The 19,334-nt window shown below is 68.0% G+C and carries 15 protein-coding genes and 1 pseudogene; 6 read left to right on the plus strand and 10 right to left on the minus strand.

Annotation, left to right across the window (positions count from 1 at the left end):
• Nucleotides 1-24 precede the first annotated feature (24 nt).
• Complete coding sequence (locus tag NWFMUON74_RS07655) at nt 25-1,770, plus strand: sodium:solute symporter family protein (protein ID WP_187687256.1); 1,746 nt, start codon at nt 25-27, stop codon at nt 1,768-1,770.
• A 12-nt stretch (nt 1,771-1,782) separates the two neighbouring features.
• On the plus strand, nt 1,783-2,028 hold the full coding sequence (locus NWFMUON74_RS07660) for a hypothetical protein (RefSeq protein WP_187687257.1): 246 nt from the start codon (nt 1,783-1,785) through the stop codon (nt 2,026-2,028).
• A 37-nt stretch (nt 2,029-2,065) separates the two neighbouring features.
• Here NWFMUON74_RS07660 and NWFMUON74_RS07665 read toward each other — a convergent pair whose 3' ends face one another.
• The 3 genes from NWFMUON74_RS07665 to NWFMUON74_RS07675 form a co-directional block, all read right to left on the minus strand.
• Nucleotides 2,066-2,869 (minus strand): NAD(P)H-binding protein, encoded by an 804-nt coding sequence (locus tag NWFMUON74_RS07665; RefSeq protein WP_187687258.1) that lies wholly within the window; start codon nt 2,867-2,869, stop codon nt 2,066-2,068.
• 5 nt (nt 2,870-2,874) lie between these two features.
• On the minus strand, nt 2,875-3,789 hold the full coding sequence (locus NWFMUON74_RS07670; protein WP_197986981.1) for an NAD(P)H-binding protein: 915 nt from the start codon (nt 3,787-3,789) through the stop codon (nt 2,875-2,877).
• Nucleotides 3,790-4,062: 273 nt separating this feature from the next.
• Entirely contained in the window at nt 4,063-4,632 is a 570-nt protein-coding gene (locus NWFMUON74_RS07675) for a TetR/AcrR family transcriptional regulator (protein WP_232110899.1), read from the minus strand.
• Between the two features lie 34 nt (nt 4,633-4,666).
• Between NWFMUON74_RS07675 and NWFMUON74_RS07680 the strand changes: the two are divergent.
• Nucleotides 4,667-5,485, plus strand: a pseudogene (locus NWFMUON74_RS07680) (DMT family transporter); the annotation flags it as partial.
• 183 nt (nt 5,486-5,668) lie between these two features.
• On the opposite strand, the gene NWFMUON74_RS07685 reads toward NWFMUON74_RS07680, so the two are convergent.
• From NWFMUON74_RS07685 to NWFMUON74_RS07705, 5 genes are all read right to left on the minus strand, one after another.
• The gene (locus NWFMUON74_RS07685; protein ID WP_342452777.1) at nt 5,669-7,150 is read right to left on the minus strand and encodes a PepSY-associated TM helix domain-containing protein; all 1,482 of its coding nucleotides are present in this window, start codon (nt 7,148-7,150) and stop codon (nt 5,669-5,671) included.
• Nucleotides 7,151-7,910: 760 nt separating this feature from the next.
• On the minus strand, nt 7,911-8,486 hold the full coding sequence (locus tag NWFMUON74_RS07690) for a hypothetical protein (RefSeq protein ID WP_232110900.1): 576 nt from the start codon (nt 8,484-8,486) through the stop codon (nt 7,911-7,913).
• 80 nt (nt 8,487-8,566) lie between these two features.
• Nucleotides 8,567-10,174: an acyl-CoA synthetase gene (locus tag NWFMUON74_RS07695; RefSeq protein WP_232110901.1), complete on the minus strand. Its 1,608-nt coding sequence runs from the start codon at nt 10,172-10,174 to the stop codon at nt 8,567-8,569.
• Between the two features lie 197 nt (nt 10,175-10,371).
• A complete protein-coding gene (locus NWFMUON74_RS07700) occupies nt 10,372-12,024 on the minus strand; it encodes an acyl-CoA synthetase (RefSeq protein WP_425300749.1) in 1,653 nt (550 codons plus the stop codon).
• A 117-nt stretch (nt 12,025-12,141) separates the two neighbouring features.
• Nucleotides 12,142-13,512, minus strand: a complete 1,371-nt coding sequence (locus NWFMUON74_RS07705; protein WP_187687262.1) for an FAD-binding oxidoreductase — start codon at nt 13,510-13,512, stop codon at nt 12,142-12,144.
• Between the two features lie 216 nt (nt 13,513-13,728).
• Between NWFMUON74_RS07705 and NWFMUON74_RS07710 the strand changes: the two genes are divergently transcribed.
• The 3 genes from NWFMUON74_RS07710 (at nt 13,729) to NWFMUON74_RS07720 (ending at nt 16,520) form a co-directional block, all read left to right on the plus strand.
• The gene (locus NWFMUON74_RS07710) at nt 13,729-14,364 is read left to right on the plus strand and encodes a hypothetical protein (RefSeq protein WP_187687263.1); all 636 of its coding nucleotides are present in this window, start codon (nt 13,729-13,731) and stop codon (nt 14,362-14,364) included.
• Nucleotides 14,365-14,432: 68 nt separating this feature from the next.
• Complete coding sequence (locus NWFMUON74_RS07715; RefSeq protein WP_232110902.1) at nt 14,433-15,845, plus strand: serine/threonine-protein kinase; 1,413 nt, start codon at nt 14,433-14,435, stop codon at nt 15,843-15,845.
• Nucleotides 15,846-15,914: 69 nt separating this feature from the next.
• Nucleotides 15,915-16,520 carry a dihydrofolate reductase family protein gene (locus NWFMUON74_RS07720; RefSeq protein WP_187687264.1) on the plus strand — a complete coding sequence of 202 codons (606 nt, stop codon included), beginning with the start codon at nt 15,915-15,917 and terminating at the stop codon, nt 16,518-16,520.
• 93 nt (nt 16,521-16,613) lie between these two features.
• Here NWFMUON74_RS07720 and NWFMUON74_RS07725 read toward each other — a convergent pair whose 3' ends face one another.
• Complete coding sequence (locus NWFMUON74_RS07725) at nt 16,614-17,849, minus strand: acyl-CoA dehydrogenase family protein (RefSeq protein ID WP_187687265.1); 1,236 nt, start codon at nt 17,847-17,849, stop codon at nt 16,614-16,616.
• A gap of 27 nt (nt 17,850-17,876) precedes the next feature.
• Complete coding sequence (locus NWFMUON74_RS07730) at nt 17,877-19,268, minus strand: acyl-CoA dehydrogenase family protein (protein ID WP_425300842.1); 1,392 nt, start codon at nt 19,266-19,268, stop codon at nt 17,877-17,879.
• Nucleotides 19,269-19,334 lie beyond the last annotated feature (66 nt).

A 19,334-nucleotide genomic window follows, 5' to 3' on the forward strand; every position in this document is an offset into this window, starting at 1 on the left:
ATCCCATCGACAGGAGATAGCTATATGTCGCCCGCCGCTGCTGAGCCGCCCGGAGTGTTCGACGCTGTGCTGGCAGGGGGTCCCGCACACTCGGTCCTGGCCGAGGGTACCCAGCTCCGCCTGGACGCCGCCCCCGTCGACTACCTCCTGGTCGCACTGTATTTCGTCTTCGTTCTCGGCATCGGCCTGCTGGCCCGCCGGCGGGTGTCGTCGAGTATCGACTTCTTCCTGTCCGGCCGTTCGCTGCCGGCGTGGGTGACCGGCCTGGCGTTCATCTCCGCCAACCTCGGGGCGGTCGAGATCATGGGCATGTCGGCCAACGGGGCCCAATACGGGATGCCGACCATGCACTACTTCTGGATCGGCGCGGTTCCGGCCATGCTGTTCCTCGGCGTGGTGATGATGCCGTTCTACTACGGCTCCAAGGTGCGCAGCGTGCCCGAGTTCATGCGCCGGCGTTTCGGCACCGGGGCACACCTGGTCAATGCGATCAGCTTCGCGCTCGCGCAGGTGCTCATCGCGGGCGTCAACCTGTATCTGCTCGGCTCGATCCTGAACGTGCTGCTGGGCTGGCCGCTGTGGGTGTCGATCATCGTGGCCGCCGTGATCGTGCTGTCCTACATCACCCTCGGCGGGCTGTCGGCGGCGATCTACAACGAGGTGCTGCAGTTCTTCGTCATCGTGGCCGCGCTACTGCCGCTGACCCTGGTCGGCCTGCATCGCGTCGGCGGCGTCGGCGGGTTGAAGGACAAGGTGCTGGGGCAGCCCGACGGCGCCGAGCAGTGGCACTCGTGGCCGGGTAACGAATTGAGCGGCTTCGGCAACAACGTCCTGTCGGTGGTCGGCATCGTGTTCGGTCTCGGCTTCGTACTGTCGTTCGGCTACTGGACCACCAACTTCGTCGAGGTGCAGCGCGCGCTGGCGACGCATTCCATCTCCGCGGCCCGGCGCACCCCGATCATCGGCGCGTTCCCGAAGATGTTCATCCCGTTCATCGTGGTGATCCCCGGCATGATCGCCGCCATCCTGGTTCCGCAGATCGCCGATCTCAAGGCCACCGGCGAGGGCGACGCCACCTACAACCAGTCGCTGCTGTATCTGATGAAGGCGGTGCTGCCGAACGGTCTGCTCGGCGTGGCGCTCGCGGGCCTGCTGGCGGCGTTCATGGCCGGTATGGCGGCCAACATCTCGGCGTTCAACACGGTGTTCAGCTACGACCTGTGGCAGCAGTACGTGAAGAAGGACGCGCCGGATCAGTACTACCTGAGCATCGGCCGCCTGGCCACGGTCGGCGCGACGGTGATCGCGATCGGCACGGCGTTCATCGCCGGCAACTTCTCGAACATGATGGACTACCTGCAGACGCTGTTCAGCTTCTTCAACGCGCCGCTGTTCGCGACGTTCATCCTCGGCATGTTCTGGAAGCGGATGACGCCCACAGCCGGTTGGGTCGGGCTGGTGTTCGGCACGCTGTCCGCGGTCGTGATCTTCATCCTGCACCAGACCGAGGTGTTCCACCTGTCGGGCCAGGGGTCGAGCTTCCTCGCCGCCGGTGTGGCATTCGCGGTCGACATCGTGCTCAGCGTCATCGTGACCCAGGTGACCACGCCGAAGCCCGCGGCCGAACTGGTCGGCCTGGTCTACTCCGAGACACCGAAGGAACAACTCAACGACCCCGACGCGGCCTCGCTGCCCTGGTACCAGCGCCCGGTCCTGCTCGCCGGTATCGCGCTGGTGCTGGTGATCGCGCTGAATATCCTCGTCCGATAAGGAAGTGACGCAATGCTTTTCGACATCCGAACCATCGTCGGCACCCTGATCGGCCTCTACGGCGTGATCCTGGTCGTCACCGGCCTGGTGAGCCACTCCGACGCCGACCTCGCCCGCTCCGGCGGCTGGAACACCAACCTGTGGTCCGGCATCGGCATGATCGTGGTCTCCGTCGCCTTCCTGGCCTGGGTGATCCTGCGCCCGGTCAAGGAATTGGTCCACCAGACAGAAGCCCAGCCCACCGACACTCCCGAGTGACCTCGAACTCGCGCCGCCGCCCGGCCTCGGCGGCGGATCAGCGGAACAGCTCGGCGTTGGCGGTGGCCCAGTCGGCGAATGTGGTGGCCCGGCCGGTGAGGTCGGCGACCGTGCTGGTGGCGATCTGCGGATGCTCGACCCGGGCGGCGAGGCCCTCGACGAACCACCGCGCGAAGAACTCGCCCATCTTCGGCTCGAGGCGTGCGGTGAGTTCGGCGGGCGACACCGTCACGAACGACAGCTCGCGGCCGATCGCCTCGGCCAGGAACCGCAAACGCTCTGCCCTGGTGAAGGTTTCGGGACCGGTGAGCCGGTAGGTCGCGCCGAGGTGCCCGTCGCCGAGCAGAATCGTCGCGGCGACACGAGCGATGTCGTCCATGGCGATGGGCGCGTCCGCGGAATCCGGATATGGTTCGCGCACTTGGCCTGTCGCGCGAATCTGCTCCGCCCAGTCGGTGGTGTTCTCCATGAATTCGTACGCGTGCAGATGGGTCCAGCCGACGCCCGACTGCTCGACCGCCTGCGCGATGGGCTGCCAGGTGGATGTCTCGTTACCGGACAGATCGACGATGTGCTGGATTCCGGCCCGGCGGGCCAGTTCGACTACCTCGGTGACGGTTTCGTGAGCCGGTGCGAGATACATCCGGTCGACGCCCGCGAAGGCGCGGGGCAGCGAGGACAGTCTCCGCAGATAGCCCTCGACCACCTCGACCTCGGGCGGGAACGCCGTGCGTTCCGGATGGTTCGACAGCGCGCGAATATCGTCGGCACCCAGGTCCACCAGGTGGTCGACGACCATGCGGCCGATATTGGCGGTGGCGCCGGTGACGAGAATCTTCATGACTCCTACTCCGGGGAGGCCGACAGCGGCTGGAAGTCGGCTCGGTGGTCGGCGGCCCACTGCGCGAAACTGCGTGGTGCTCGTCCGGTGATTCGGTGGAAGGTATCGGTAGGCGGAATACACCCGGGGCCCTCGAGGGAGTCGATACGCAGTTCCAGCATCCAGTCGACGTATTCGGCCGGATACCCGTCGCGCAGCCACTGTTCCCGCGCCTGCTGGGGACTCAGCTCTTCGAATGCGATGGCCTCACCGATCGCGGCGGCGATGGCGCGCACCTGCTCGGCCTGGGTGACCTTGGCCGGCCCCGTGAGGGTGTACGCCGCGCCGACGTGCGCGTCGGTCAGCAGCGCCGCGACGGCGACCTCGGCGATATCGGCTTCGTGCACCCACGGGTACCCTGACGCGGGGTACGGCTCCCGCACGACGCGTTCGGTGCGTATGGACTCCGCCCAGCTCAGCGCATTGACAGCCAGCAAACCGGGACGCAGGTGCGTCCATTCGGCCCCCGTCGCCTCGACCCACCGCTCGAGCTCCCGATGGGCCCGCCGTTCTACCGCCAGGTGTCGTTTCAAATGATGCAGGCCGGGATCAGCGGGCTCGTCGCCGGTGAAACCGGCCGCGACCGCGGAATGCACCACGAAGCGGCGTGCGCCCGTGCGCACCGCCCGATCGACGAAATGACCGCCGGGCGTTTCGACGTCGTAGATGTGCGGGAACAGATAGACGCGGTCCACGCCGTCGAGGACCTCGGCCCAGGTATCCGGCTGCTCGAAATCCCCGTATCTGACATCCACCGCCGCGGGAAGGCGCGCGGTATGCGGAGCGCGGGTCATGGCCCGCACCGCCTGCCCGGCGTCGACGAGCCGGTGCACGAGACAGCGTCCGATATTTCCGGTCGCGCCGGTAACGAGAATGGTCACAGCACTCCTGCTCGTCATTACGGATCAGCGAAAGTCGCTCGCGGACAGCGCCCATGGGGCAAGTCGTCGGGTAGAGCCGCCGACTCGACCGCTGCCTGGGCGAAGGTAGCGCGGATGGAAGCGGCCGCGCACATGGTTGTCGGCTTTCCCACACACTGTTGCGCGCGGCGATTTTGTGCCATCTCCAGGCCGAAGGGCTGCGAATTACGTTGTAGCGCAACCATATTGACCGATCAATCAGAAACCGGAGTCGGGTGGCGTTCTGGCGCAGGCTCAGCCGAGTAGCGCCACCGCTGCGTCGCAAGCCTGAATGATCGGGTTCGGCGTGACGTGCATGCCGTGGCAGACCAGAGCGCCTTCGTGCAGCAGGGTGATGGTGTCGGCCACGGTGTCCGGGTCCGGGGTCCCGGCCTGTGCGGCGAGTGTGTGGAACAGCTCGCGCATCCATCGCTTCTGGGCGACGGCCACCGCGTGGCCGGGGTGGCCGGACGGCAGTTCGGCATGCGCCCGGACCATGCTGCAGCCCTTCGCCCCGCGCGTGCGCATCCACTCCTCGGAGGTGTCGAACACCGCGCGCAGCCGGGTGGCCGGGTCGTCCGGAAGCGGAGCGAGTCGCTGCTCGAGCCGTTCTCGCCACTCGTGGTCGCGAGCGAGCAGGTACTCGGCCACGAGGCGGTCCTTGGACCCGAAGCGGTCGTAGAGCGTGCGCTTGGTGACGCCCGACTCGGCCGCGATCCGGTCGACGCCCACCGAGGTGATGCCGTGGTCGTAGAACAGCCGCGCGGCGGTGGCCAGGATCTGCCGTGCGCGGGGCGTCCACTCGATCGCGTCCGTCGTCTCCACCTCACTGACTATACAGATCTGTATAGTCGGCCTCATGGGTATACAGATCAGTGAAGTGCGATCGGGACGGGCCGGGTTGGTCGTGTTGTCGGCGCTGTTCGTGGTCTGCTGGAGTTCCGGATTCGTCGGGGCCAAGCTCGGCGGGGCGGATGCTCCGGTCGCGACCGTCCTCCTGTGGCGGTTCGTTCCGCTGGCACTGGTCCTCGCGCCGCTGGCCGTGCGAGTCCACGGCATGCCGGGCGCCCGCGCGCTGGGCCGGACGGTCGTCATCGGCCTGCTCTCCCAGACCGGTTACCTGACAACGGTGTACTGGGCCATCGCCCTCGGCGTGAACACCGGCACCACCGCCCTGATCGACGGTATTCAGCCGCTGGTCGCGGCGGCGCTGGTCGGCCCGCTACTCGGGGTCGTGGTGTCCGCCCGGCAGTGGGCCGGTTTGGCGCTGGGCCTGGCCGGGGTCGCGCTCGTCACGGTGTCCGACGCCGTCGAGGCGAGCGGCGTGCCGTGGTGGGCCTATCCGATCCCGCTGGCGGGCATGCTGGCATTGATCGCCGCCACCGTCCTGCAGCGGCGAATCACCGCGCCACCACCGGTGCTCACCAGCCTGGCTGTCCAATGCTGCAGCAGCGCGGCGGTTTTCACCGTTGTCGCGGTGGCGCTGGGTACCGTGTCTCCGCCCGCACAGCCGCGCTTCTGGCTGGCCACGGGATGGCTGATCGTCTTCGCCACCCTCGGCGGCTACGGCTTGTACTGGTACCTGGTCGAGAAAATCGGTGTCACCCGAGTCAATTCCCTGATGTTCCTGATGGCCCCGACCACGGCGGTCTGGGGCGCGGTGCTGTTCGGCGAATCGTTCACGGCGGTGACGGCGGTGGGCTTGGCTATCGCCACGGCCGCGGTTGTCGTCGTGAACATGCCGCGCGGCACCACTTTTCGGCAATTCGCCGGGCGGCGGGTGTGGTCGGCCCCCTCATGCGTGCCCACCACACCCGCGTTGGGCAATAGCCGAAGCCCCGGTAGGAAAGGGGCTATGGAGTCAGCCGGCCGTACGGCGGCGGGTCAGGCCCACGATGACGTCGACGGCCAGGAACATCAGCAGGCTGATTCCGAGCACCGGTGCGAACCAGCCGATCGCCACGGCGACGGCCGGCACCGTCACCATGAGATACAACGGTGCGCGACGTAGCGCTCCACGGCGCGGTGGCTTGCCGAACGCGAAGCGGCTGCCCGCCCGGGTGGGACGGCGGCGCCACCACATCAGGTAGCCGCGCACGAGCACGGTGATCAGGGCGATCATCGTGGCCAGCAACAGCAACTGATTGGCGAGCCCGAACAGCAGGCCCATGTGCAGCTGGATACCCCAGTTGGCGAGCTTGGCCATCAGCGGCCAGTCGCGGTAGCGGAGCACGTCGGTCACGTCTCCGGTGCGTCCGTCCACAGCGATCGAGTCCTGCGTGTACACCCCGGACAGCCGACGTTCCTGCGCGACGAAGGCGGCGCCGTCCGCGGCCGGGATGCTGATCTCCAGCGGTCCTTCCAGCCCGTGTCCGCGCGCGACCGCGTACACCTTGTCCGCCTGCGCGGCCCGGTCCGCCGGCACCGGCGCGCCCATGTCGTGGCCGCTGTGCCCGGCATGTTCACCCGCGGCCGCCACTGCGGGACCGGCAGCTCCCGGCAGGGTTGCGCTCATGGCCGGTTTGGTCCAGCTGAGTTCGGCGCGCAGCTTCTCGATGTGCTCACCGGCGTACGTCGACCAGGTCATCCCGGTCGCGGACAGGAAGAGCAACGGTACCATGATCCAAAAGCCCACGGCCGCATGCCAATTCAACGCTCTGATGCGTCCGGGCCGAGACCGATCGGGCCGTGCCAGCCAGGCGATCGACCGCCGTTCCCGCCGTGACCGCACCCGCCGTACCCAGAGCACGAGCCCGGCCAGCGCGATGACCCACATCCACGACGCGGCCATCTCGCTGTACAGCCGCCCCGGCTCGCCCAGATGCAGGTTCCGGTGCAGCAGGTCGATCCAGGTGCGGGTGGGCAGCGCACCCGAGCTGCCGTACACCACACCGGCGCCGACAGTCTCGGCCGTGGCCGGATCGACGAATACCGCCCGCCGCTCGGACTCGCCCAGCGCCGGATCGGTGAAGATCACCCGCGTGGTCTCGCCCTGATTCGGCGCGGGCGCGACAGCATTCAGCCCCAGCCCCGGTTCCGTGGCCACGGCCGCCGCGATCTGCTCCGACAGCGGCCGGGCCGGGCCGGCCGAATCGACGTGCAGCAGATCGCGATCCACGATCGACTCCAGTGTGGGCGAGATCGCGTACAGCGCACCGGTAACTGCGGCGATCAGAATGAACGGCGCTACGAAGACACCGGCATAGAAATGCAGCCGCATCGCCAACGCGGACAACGCTCCGCGCGTATCACGGCCGCGATCCGGCGGCGCGGGCGCGCCGGACGCCTCCGGCGCGAGCTGTGGCGGCTCCTTCGCGGGAACCGGTGAATCGGTAATGCTCAAGGGAAGTGCTCCTGTTCGAGAGGCACCCGTACGCGCTGTCGCCCGGTGGCTGCGGACAATCCGGCGGCCACCGACCCACCTGCCCGAGCGGCGGCTCATATCGCCACCACCTCCCGAACGGTCGGCCGCCACGGCACTGCCATCCATGCAATGAACTCGTGTCCGCGGCTTTGCTCAGCCGGGCCACGGGCTCTGGCTCGTCGTCGTGGTCTTGCCGACCGGCCGACGGCTCTGGCTTGCCGTCGCGGTGTTGCCGACCAGCCGATGGCTCTGGCTCGCCGTCACGGTGTTGCCGACCGGCCGATGGCTCTGGCTCGCCGTCGCGGTATTGCCGACCGGGTGACGGGTTCGCGCTCGCCGTGGTGGTCTTGCCGACGGGTTGCGGGCTTGTGTTCGCTGCCCCCACGTTGCTGCCTGGCTGACAGACTCGTGCTCGCCCTGCGGGCCAGCGGACTCGTCCCGTCACTACGGACGGGTGCCTGGTTCGGCACGGAGTCCGTTGTGCGGCTCGGTCAGGTTCGCGACCCGCTCCGGCGTGTGCGGTGATGGCACAGCTAGTGATGAGGCGAGCGGCGGCTGTCATCCATGCGTCGAAATGCCCGGTGGCACCGGACCTTCCGGCCGGAGGACGTCACCACGTGCTCCATGGGTGCAGTGCGACATCGGAAGCCGTTCCGGCCGTTGGGATTCCGCTCAACAGACGATCAGCTCGAGCGTTCACGCGAGACAGCGTCGGGATGTGTACGGGTGTAGGGAATATTCAGCCTCGAACAGGCACCGGCGGGCCGCGCGTGCGGAAGACCTCAGCGGCGAAGACCCGCAGCACCACTCGATCGCGATGAGTGATCCGCAGCGCCGCAGGCCCGGCGATCACCGGTGATCGCAGCAGCTTCGGCAGCACCCGCGACAGTGCCGTCCCGATCCGGTAGGCCGCCTCCGCCGCGTGAATGACGAAAGCGGCGCACAGCGCGGCGGCGAGATGGGCGCACAGCATTACCGGCGTCCACATCGATTCCCCATGCGACATGCCCCCGAACGACAGTACGGCGTGCCCGAGCAGTTGCCCGCCGACCAGCGCGACGCCCAGCCCGGACCGTGTGTGCCGCAACGGCCCCAAACCGGCCACCAGCGCGCCGACCACCGTGCAGGCGGCCACGAGCAGCGCCACGGTGGTGGTCCCCACCGGCATCCCACCCGATGCCCAGCCGTGCGCCGCCACCGAAAGCGCCCCGGAAACCGACCCGGCCGACCCACCGCGCAACCGCGCCGCCGCCGCACGGCGCATACGCACCGCCGCGGCGTCGCGGGCCGGAGATCGGCCGGATTCGAGGATCACCTGCTGATGATAACGGATTGTTTACCGTCAATTATTCGCACTCGCACAGCAATTCCACACAGAACTACCCCGCCCGGGAACTACTCGGCGGTGGCCTCCATCTCCACGAGCGGTTTGCGGAGAAGTTTGCCGGTGGCATTGCGGGGGAGTTCCTCGAGGAAGATGACCTCACGCGGCACCTTGTACCGAGCGAGGTTGGCCTTGACGAATTCCTTGATCTCCTGCGGATCGCGCGCGGAGTCGGGGCCGGGAACCACGATGGCCCGCAGCCGCTTACCGAACTCGCGGTCGTCGACACCGACGACGGCCGCTTCGAGAACATCGGGCCGATTGGCGATGAGATGTTCGACTTCCTGCGGGAAGACGTTCTCGCCACCCGAGACGATCATGTCGTCGTCGCGGCCATCGATGAACAGCAGCCCGTTCTCGTCGAAGTGGCCGACATCGCCGGAGGACATCATGCCGTCGACGGTCTCCTTGGTGCGCCCGTCGGTGTAGGCGGTGAAGGAGTGCGCGTTGGAGATGAAGATCGTGCCGGTGACGTGCGGCTCGGTGATCCGCTTCCGATTCTCGTCGTACAGCGCCAGGCGGATGCCGACCGGCGGGCGCCCGGCGGTGGTCGGTGCGATCCGCAGCTCCTGCGGGCCGGCGACCGTGATCACGGCGCACTCGGTGGAGCCGTAGACGTTGTAGAGGACGTCACCGAAGTAGTCGAGACTGCGGGTGACCACGTCCGGCGGGATCGCCGAGCCCGCGGCGAACAGCATGCGCAGCGACGACATGTCGTACTTGGCCAGCGTCTCCGCGGGCAGGTCGAGCATGCGCTGCAACATCGTCGGCACCACCACGAGCGACGACGCCTGATACTTCGTGATGTTGGCGAGCGTCTGCTCCGGATCGAAACGCCGCTGCTGGAACACCATTCGGTTGCCCAGCGCCAGCCCGAGGGTGAACTGCGACAGACCGGTGGCGTGGAAGATCGGCGCGGCCACCACCATGGTGCCGTTGCGCGGCAACGGAATTCGGTCCAGGAACTGCGCGGAGATGAACGGGCTGACCTTCTCCCGCGGGGCGCCCTTGGGCGTGCCGGTGGTGCCGGAGGTCAGGATGATCATCCCGCCCGGCTTCTCCGGCGCCGGTACCGGATCGCCGGACCTGTTCTCGCGCAACGAATCCAGCGTCGGTATGGACGGATCCACGCCGTCCTTCTCGTCCACCCACGTCAGGATGCGCGGGATGTCCGCCGGGATCGCGCTCATCAACTCGACGAACTCGCTGTCGTGCAGGACCGCCTTGACCTGCTCGCGCGCGGCGACATCGGCGAATTGCGGTTTGGCGAAACCGGTGTTCATCAGTACCGCGCGCACCCCGAGCTTGCCGGTGGCGGCCAGGCTCAGCACCATGCCGCGGTGGTCGCGGGCCAGCAGCCCGACGACATCGCCCTGCCCCAGGCCCAGTGCCGCCAGGCCGCGCGCGACCTGGTTGGACTGGGCGTCGATCTCGGCGAAGGTGAGTTCTCCGCGTTCGTCGACGATGGCCGGTGCGTGCGCGTTGGTCTTGGCGGCGTGCATGATCACGCCCGCGAACGGGCCGAACTTGCCGACATTGAGCGCCGAGCCGATCGCGTGGTCGGGCCGCAGCGGGCTGAACAGCCCCCGCTTGCGCATGGCGTTGACGCTGAGAGCCATATCTCCGGCCTTGCGGAGGGCCCCGCTGACTGACGGAAGGACAGCTGACATAGGTACAACCTTCCGCGGATACCGCCGATCGGGCTGGCGGACCGCAACATCGAGATCCAGTGCGCTGCTAACCCTAGCAAGCAGGTCAGACGGGATGTGGTTCGTGTCTCTGTAACGGAGAGTACGCCTATAACTGGACGGTTGATCTACTGCGTGGCGGGGTATTCGCTCAGCACCCGCCGCAGTAGTTTGCCGGTCGTGTTGCGGGGGAGTTCATCGAGGAAGACGACATCGCGCGGCACCTTGTAGCGAGCCAGATTGCCCTTGACGTAGGCCTTGATCTCGTCGGCGTCGGGTGTGACGCCCGGCTCGGGCACCACGAACGCGCGCAACCGTTTGCCGAACTCCGCATCGTCCACCCCGATCACCGCGGCGTCGAAGACATCGGGACGCTCCAGCAGCAGATTCTCGACCTCCTGCGGGAAGACGTTCTCGCCGCCGGAGACGATCATGTCGTCGTCGCGGCCGTCGACGAACAGCAGGCCGTGCTCGTCGAAATGGCCGACATCGCCGGAGGACATGAAGTCGCCGATGATCTCCTTGTGGCGGCCGTCGGTGTAGCCCTTGAACGGCGCGCCGGAGCGGATGAAGATGCGGCCGGTGACGTGCTTGTCGCGGATGCGGCGGCCGTCGTCGTCGAACAGCGCGACCTCGCAGGTGGTGGGCGCGCGACCGGCGGTCCCGGGCGCGATGGCCAGGTCCTGCGGTTGCGCCACGGTCGCGACGGCGCACTCGGTGGAGCCGTACAGGTTGTAGACGACCGGGCCGAACGCCTCGGTGGCGCGGATGGTCAGCTCCGGCGACAGCGCCGAACCGGCCAGCACGATGGACTTCAGCGACGACAGGTCGTACTTCGCCCGGACCGCCGGAGCCAGTTCGACCATGCGGTGCAGCATGGTCGGCACCGCGACCAGCATCTCCACCCGGTGTTCGGCGATCTTGCGCAGCGTGGTCTCGGCGTCGAAGCGGCGGATCAGCACCACCTCGTTGCCGAGGCCCGCGGCCACCAGCCAGGTGGCCTGGCCGGTGCTGTGGAAGATGGGCGAGACGATCATCATCCGGCCCTGACGTGGGAACGGCAGCCGATCGATCACCTGGACCGTCGACAGCGGCGAAACCTTGTCGCGCGGAGCGCCTTTCGGTAATCCGGTGGTGCCGCTGGTGAGGATGATGAAGCCGCCGGGCTTGTCGGGCAGCGGCAGGGGAGCGCTGGAGTTGGCGGCGATCAGTTCCTCGATCGTGGTGGCGCCCTCCGGCAGTTCGTGGCCCTCGTCGACCCAGGTGAGCACGCGCGGCAACGCCGGCGGCAGCGCGTCGAGCAGTCCGACGAACTCGCTGTCGTGCAGCACCGCCTTGACGTTCTCCCGCTTGCAGACCTCGGCGAACTGCGGTTTGGCGAAGCCGGTGTTCATCAGCGCCAGCCGGGCGCCGAGCTTGCCCGCCGCCGCCATCGCCAGCAGCAGGCCCCGGTGGTCGCGGGCCAGGATGCCGATCACGGTGCCCGGCGTGACGCCGAGGCTACGCAGGCCGTGCGCCAGCGCGTTCGAGCCCTCGTCCAGTTCCCGGTAGGTCAGCGCGCCACGTTCGTCGACGGCCGCCACATTGGCGGGCCAGGTCCGCGCGGCGTGCCGGACCATGGTCGCCTGCGGGCCCAGGACACGCGACTCCTTGATGGTCCGCAGCGTCTCGACCGGATCGCCCGGATCGATGAACCCGCGCGTCCGCAGCACGTTCAGCCCCCGCAGCGTCTCGACCGTGTGGGCCGTCCTGCGCTGCACTTCCTCCAGAATCGAGGTCACCTCGAACACCTCCGCGTGCCCCACGTGCGCCGTCGCACGCAACCCGTCCGTGTGTGGAAGGTAGCAGCCGGATGTGACCTGGGATACACAAATTCGGCCAATTCGGGCGCTCGCCAGCTACCTACCGCGGACGCATTTGTCGTACAGGTCGGGAAAGCGGCCGTCGGGGTCGTAGGCGGCCTTCAGCCGGTGGTAGGTGTCGCCGCCGTACAGCTGCCAGAATTCGTCCTCGCGGTAGTGCGCCGTCGAGTACAGCGGTTTGCGGCCGCCGAGTTCGGTGATCTTACGCTCGATCAGGCGGTTGTGGTGGTCCGGCGCCTGGCCGCGGCGTAGGCGGACCGGCGCCCAGAACCCGATGCTGACGAACAGGCGGCCGGTCTCTATCGGGTACAGGCTCGCGCGACGGCGCATGACGAACGGGCACAGCCAGACCGGCGCGATGCCGACCTCGCGGGCGAAGAACTCCAGGAATTCCGGCACCGTCTCGGCGGGCAGGTCCGCGTCCTGCAGCACCCATTCCACCGGGCGGCCGACCGCGGCGAGCACCCGGTCGGCCCGGCCGTCGCGCCGCGCCCACATCTGCAGGCGGCGCAGGGTCTCGGCATTGCGATAGCGCCGCGGCCAAAGTTGCCGCACGACAGGGTTTTCCAGGCCGAACGCCTTGGACGTCCAGTACAGGTCGGTGTCCCAGCGCCACAGGTAGTCGCGGATGGTGAGGTAGTCCTCGGTGTGTGTGCGGACGGCGTGGTAGTAGATGCGCCGACCGGTGTAGTCGGACAGGTAGGGCGCGGTGTCGGTGAAGGTGCCCAGGCTGAGATGGACCGCGTCCGGGCCGAAGTAGGTGCCGTCCACGAAATCGACTCGCTCCCCGTCGAATTCGCGGGTCTCGGTGATCTTTCGCAGCGCCGATACCCATTCGCCGGTCGAGCCCGTTCGCACGTGCCGCAGCCGGATCAGCCGTTGCGCCGGTTCCAGGTCGAGCCGCAGCCGCAGGGCGTAGCCGAGACAGCCGTAGGAGTGCGGGAGGGCGTGGAACAGTTCGGCGTGCTCGTTGTCGGCGGTGGCCGTGACGATACGGCCGTCACCGGTCAGGACCTCCATCTCGGTAACGCTGTCGTGCGGCAGACCGGCCCGGAACGACGAGGATTCGGCCCCGGTGCCCACGACCGCGCCGCCCAGGGTGATGGTTTTGCAGTCCAGCACCAGCGGCGGCAGCATGCGCCGGGCGAGGGCGGCGTCGGCGATCGTCTCGTAGGTCGCCATGCCCTCTACCTCGGCCGTGCGGCCGCCCGGATCGACGGTCAGCACCCGGTCGAAGGTCCGCACGTCCAGCCCGTTCCCTTGCTGGACGCGCGGGCGCCACAGGTTGGAGGTGGACTTGACCAGGTGCACCGGCTCGTCGGCCGGTAACGACGCGAACCTGTCGTGCAGTTCGGCGACGTCCCGGCGATGGCGGGCGATCGCTATATCGGACGGTATTTCTGACATGGCATCCCCCTCATTGCGAATCTGCCTGCGCCGGTGCGCTTTCAGGCCTGTCTCGATCGCGGAACCCCAGCATGACACGCACCTCCGACACATTCCGGCGATTGGGCTGGTCTCGCGTTCTCGTCCCGGCGCGTCGCCCGCGTACACGCGCCGGTGACTGCCCGTCGTGGCCGATGCGGGAACCTCGTGGCCGAATCACCGCATACTGTGAGCGTCATGCGTATCGCGGTGTTGACGATGCTCGTGCTCCTGGCGGCAGGTTGCTCCCTGACCAAAGACGGCGAGCCACATCCCGTTTCCGATGCCGTCATGCAAGCGCCCGCGCGAGGAGCTTCGTTCGCCGACGTCGCCGCTTGGGTGCAGGCCGGTAAACCGGTCGACCCCGCACACTTCGGCACCGCCACCCGAGATGGTAGATCCACACCGTTGAACGGCGACATTGCATTCGTGAGCCCAACCGGGAAAATCAAGTGCACCACCGATTTTCGCACCGGTTTCGACGACCTGAGCTGCCTGGTGGACCTGCGGCACCCGCCCACGCGCCCCCCGGGCGACCAAATCGGCAACTGGGTCCCCAACTGGATCGATTACACGGGCACGACCCTCTCGGTCGGCTCCCTGCACGGCGACCCGGGCCCCTTCGTCCTCGGCGATGGCGCCGCGCTGCCCTACGGTAGCCGCATCACCGCCGAGGATTTCACCTGCCGCCTCGAAACGGACGGTCTCGTCTGCGTGCACGCGGTGGCGAAATCGGCCGCGCGGATCAGTGATGCCGGGGTGGTCCCGTTCGGTTGCCTCCACGAGCAGGCCGCGGACCCGAGAGAGCAGTTGGGCCAGGTCTTCGGCTGCTGAGTTTCGAGGTCGCTCGCCCCGGCGCGGTCCAGTACCGTAATCCCAGGCTCGGGTGGAGGAGGACGGGGTTGGGTAGCACGCTGGCGCACGGGCAGGTCTTCGCCGGCTATCGCATCGAACGGTTGCTGGGCGTCGGCGGCATGGGCGAGGTGTATCTCGCGCACGACCGGGATCTGCCCCGGTTCGTCGCGCTGAAGCTGCTCAGTCACGCCATGGCCGGTGACCCGGACGTCCGAGCGCGGTTTCAGCGGGAGGCGGATACCGTTGCGCGGCTGGCTCATCCGAATATCGTGGCCATTCACGCGCGGGGTGAGCACGAGGGCCGGTTGTGGATCGCGATGGAATACATCGACGGCACCGATGTCGCCGCCGTCGTGCGCAACGGACCGATCCCGCCGGAGCAGTCGGTGCGGATCATCACCGAGACCGCCCGCGCGCTCGACCACGCCCATGCGGGCGGGATCCTGCACCGCGATGTCAAACCGGCCAACATCCTGCTCGCCCGCGGACCGCAGCAGCGGGTGCTGCTCGCCGACTTCGGCATCGCCAAGGCGCTCGACGAATCCGTCGGCCTCACCCGCACCGGCGACGTGTATGCCAGCCTCCAGTACGCCGCGCCCGAGCAGTTCGATGCCGGCTCACCGGTCGATCACCGCACCGACGTATACGCGCTCGGGGGCACCCTCTATCACATGCTCACCGGCGACCACCCGTATCCCGGAAGCAATTCGGCGCAACTCATCAACGCCCACCTGCATCTGCCGCCACCGGTACCGAGCCGCCGGAACCCTGCGCTGCCACCGGGTTTCGACGCCGTCATCGCCCGGGCACTGGCCAAGGACCCGCGTCAGCGTTTCGGCAGCTGCGGAGAACTGGCCGCCGCGGCGGCGAACGCCTTGTCGGGCAGGCCCATTCCGCATCCGATGGCCTTCACTCCCGGTCCCTCGGCGCCGCCGGTGCCGAAGCGCCGCCGCCGCGGATTGTTCGTCGCCGCCATGCTGGGCATCGTCCTGGTCCTCGGCGGCGCCGCCACGACTGTCGTTCTGGTGCTGCACAATTCGTCCAGTAAACAGCACGAGCAACAGGCCGCCGAAGAAGCACGCGAGGCGTCGCGCAAGTTCGCCTGCGATTTCGGGCGCGCCATGATGACCTACGACTACAAAGATCTCGACTCCTACAAGAAGTCGCTGGACGACGGAGCGGCCGGTGATCTCCAGGCCCAGTTCGACACCACGTGGTCCGCGCTGCGAGGCGCCATGGTCCAGAGCCAGGTGTCCTCCCGGGCCAGCGCCGCCGAGTGCTACTTCAAATCCGGCGACGCCACCCGCGCGGAAATCACCGGTCTACTCACCCAGACACTCCACAACATAACCACCGGCGCGAACCCCCAAACCAAACAAGTCCCCGTCACCCTGACCGTCGAATACCTCGACGGCCGCTGGCAGTGCACCAAACTGGACACCCCCCAGCCCCCGAACTGACGGCTCGGCCGATGAATTCGTGGCTCCCGGCCGGTCGAAGCTCTTGACACCCTAGGAAAGGAGACCGTTATGTCGGAGCTTCTCGTTGACTTCATCACCTCCCTCGATGGCTATGCGTCGGGGGAGGGCTGGCCCGGGTTCTGGGGACTCGAAGGCCCGGAGTACCTCGCATGGCTCGGTGAGCAGCCCGAGCCGAAGTACCTGATGGGAGCGAATACCTACCGCCTGATGTCGGGCTTCGCCGCCGGTGAGGTTCCCGAGGGCCAAGACGAGTTCAGGCCCGAGGAAGAGGCATCGGTCGACGGGCTCACGAAAGCGTCCAAGGTGGTGTTCTCCTCCTCGCTGGAGGAGCCGCTGGTGTGGGCCAACTCCACGCTCGTTCGCGACGACGCCGTGGAGGCGGTCCGTGCCATGAAGTCGAGTGGTTCGGGGCTGCTCAGCACCATCGGCAGCCTGAGGCTGTGCCGGTCCCTGCTGCGAGCCGGACTCGTCGACCGATTCCGGGTCGTGATGTTCCCGGTCATCACCGGCGCTACGGGCGCGGAACGCATCTACGACGGCTATCCGGACGTCGCCCTCGAGATGACCGACCACCGCACCTTCGACGGCCGCATCCAGTTGGTCGAGTACAAGCCCCGCGTCCTCGAGCACCCCCCGCTCGGCGCCCCGGCGTGACATCGCCTCTCCACCAGACCAGCGTGCCCGGAAGCGAAACAACCGGCGCGAGGCATGACACACACTCGCGCCGGTTCTCCGTGGTCCTGCGACCTACTTCAGTTCGGCGCTGGTCAGCTCCAGGACCCGGCGGGCCACGATGAGTTGCTGGATCTGCTGGGTGCCCTCGAAGATGTCGAGGATCTTCGAGTCGCGGGCCCACTTCTCCAGCAGGAGGCGCTGGGAGTAGCCGACGCCGCCCGCCAGCTCTACTGCCTTGAGTGTGACGTCGGTGCCCATGCGGCCGGCCTTGGCCTTGGACATGGAGGCCTCGAGGGAGTTGGGCTTCTTGTTGTCGGCCATCCAGCCGGCGCGCAGGGACAGCAGGTAGGCCGCCTCCCAATCCGCCTCCAGGCGCAGGAATTCCGCGGCCGCGGCGTGCTGGGCGTTGGCGGGGCGGTCGTAGTCGATCTCGACGCCGGCCTCGGTGAGGATCGTGCGCAGTTCCTCGAGGGCGGCGCGGCCGACGCCTACGGCCATCGCGGCCACCAGCGGGCGGGTGTTGTCGAAGGTCTGCATGACCCCGGCAAAACCCTTCTCCACGTTGACTTCCGGGCTGCCGAGGATGTTGTCCTTCGGGATCCGGCAGTCCTCGAGCCGCAGCTCGGCGGTGTCGGAGGCCTTGATGCCCAGCTTGTGCTCGAGCCGGGCGACGGTGAGGCCCGGGGCGTCCCGCGGCACCACGAACGACTTGATGGCGGCGCGGCCCTTGGTCTTGTCGACCGACGCCCACACCACGATGTGGGTGGCGCGCGAACCGGCGGTCACGAAGATCTTGGTGCCGTTGAGCACCCACTCGTCACCGTCGAGCACCGCCGTGGTGGTGACGGCAGCGGAGTCGGAACCGAACGACGGCTCGGTGATCGCCATGGCGGCCCACACCTTGCCGAACCGGTCCAGCTGCTCGTCGGTGGCGACCGCGGCGATGGCCGCGTTGCCGAGGCCCTGATACGGGATCGACAGCATGAGGCCGACATCGCCCCAGGACGTCTCGAGGGCGTTCATCAGCGCGGACATGTTGCCGCCGTTGGAGTTTCCGAGCAGCTCGGTGGCGTGGTTGTCGGCCTTCTCGCCGGTGTCGGACTTGCGGCCGCCGGTGGCGCCGGAGATGTCCTGGGTGCCGGAGTCGGCCAGGCCCTCCACCATGGCGGCCATGGTGTCCAGCTCGACCGGGTACTCGTGCTCGGCGAGGTCGTATTTACGCGAGATCGGGCGGAAGATCTCCTGCGCGACCTGATGCGCCTGGTTGGCGCTGGCCCGCAGCTTCTTGGGGAGTTCGAGATTGATCATGATGGTCTCTCCGTTGCGGAAGTCGGGCTAGACGAGAACAACACCCTCGGCGATGCCGATGGCGCGCAGATCGCGGTACCAGCGCTCGACCGGGTGCTCCTTGGTGAAGCCGTGGCCGCCGAGCAACTGCACGCCGTCCAGGCCGATCTGCATGCCCTTGTCGGTGGCCAGCTTGCGGGCCAGCGCCGCCTCGCGAGCGAACGACAGGCCCTGCTCCGCGCGTGACGCACCCCGCAGAGTCACGAGCCGCATGCCGTCCAGTTCGATCGCGATATTGGCGACCATGAACGCCACCGCCTGGCGATGCGCGATCGGCTCGCCGAAAGCCTCGCGCTCCTTCACGTACGGGATCACGTAGTCCAGCACGGCCTGGCCGGTACCGACCGCGAGCGAGGCCCAGCCCAGCCGGGCCAGCCGCACCGCGTCGGCGTACTCCTCGGCGCGCTGGGCGGCGTCGCCGTCGCCCAGGATCGCGTCGGTGGAGACCGCCACGTTGTCCAGGATCAGCCGGCCCAGGCCCGCGGCCCGCAGGCCCATGCTCGGGTCGGCCTCGATCACCAGGCCCGGGGTGTCGGATTCCACGATGAACAACGCCGGGCGGCCGTCCAGCTCGGCGGCGATGATGAACAGCTCGGCATCGCCGGCGGCCGGGACCAGGCTCTTCACGCCGTTGAGCCGGTAGCCGCTGGGGGAGCGGGTGGCCTTGGTCTGCAGCGCGAACGGGTCGAACAGCGGCCGCGGCTCGCTGATCACGACCGAGGCCTGCGGCACGTTCTCACCCGTGAAGGCGCCCAGGTAGGTCTGCTGCTGGGCGTCGGTGCCCCACTGCGACAGCGCGACCGCGACCCCCGAGGGCGCCAGGATCGGCAACGCCAGCCCCATGTCGCCGTGCGCGAGCGCCTCGGCGACCATCGAGTTGGTGACCGCGCCGCGCTCGGCGGCCGCGCCCTCCAGCTCCTCGGGCACGTTGATCAGCGTGATGCCGAGTTCGGCGGCGCGCTCGAGCAGGTCGCGCGGCGCCTTGGCGGCGCTGTCGGCCTCGTAGGCGGCCGGGCGCAGGATCTCCTCGGCGAACTCGCGTACCGTCTCGACGATCATCTTCTGCTCGTCGCTCGGGGTGAGGTCGAAGTAGTCCTTGTTGCGGGACTCGTTGGCGGGCAACCGCTTCGGCTGTCCGCCGCCGGCCACCTTGTTGAACGCGCGGGTGGCCCTGCCCAGGGTGCGGAAGCCGGTCTTGGTGCCTTCGTAGGTGAGCCGGTTGATCGGCTCGCGCAGCTTGTACTTCTCGGCGAGCTCGGACCCGGTCAGGGTCGTCATGACCCGCATGGCCGCGCCCATCCAGTCGCGCTTCTGCGGATTCAGGCCCACGGCGGAATCCGGACGACGCTTCGTTGCGGTGTCTCGAGTGCTCATAATCACCAGTCTTCTCGGGGTGGGTGGTGGGTGATCGGTCCCAGCATCTTACTGTCGAGTAAGGCTATCTTA

This window comes from Nocardia wallacei, from assembly GCF_014466955.1.
GTDB lineage: Bacteria > Actinomycetota > Actinomycetes > Mycobacteriales > Mycobacteriaceae > Nocardia > Nocardia wallacei.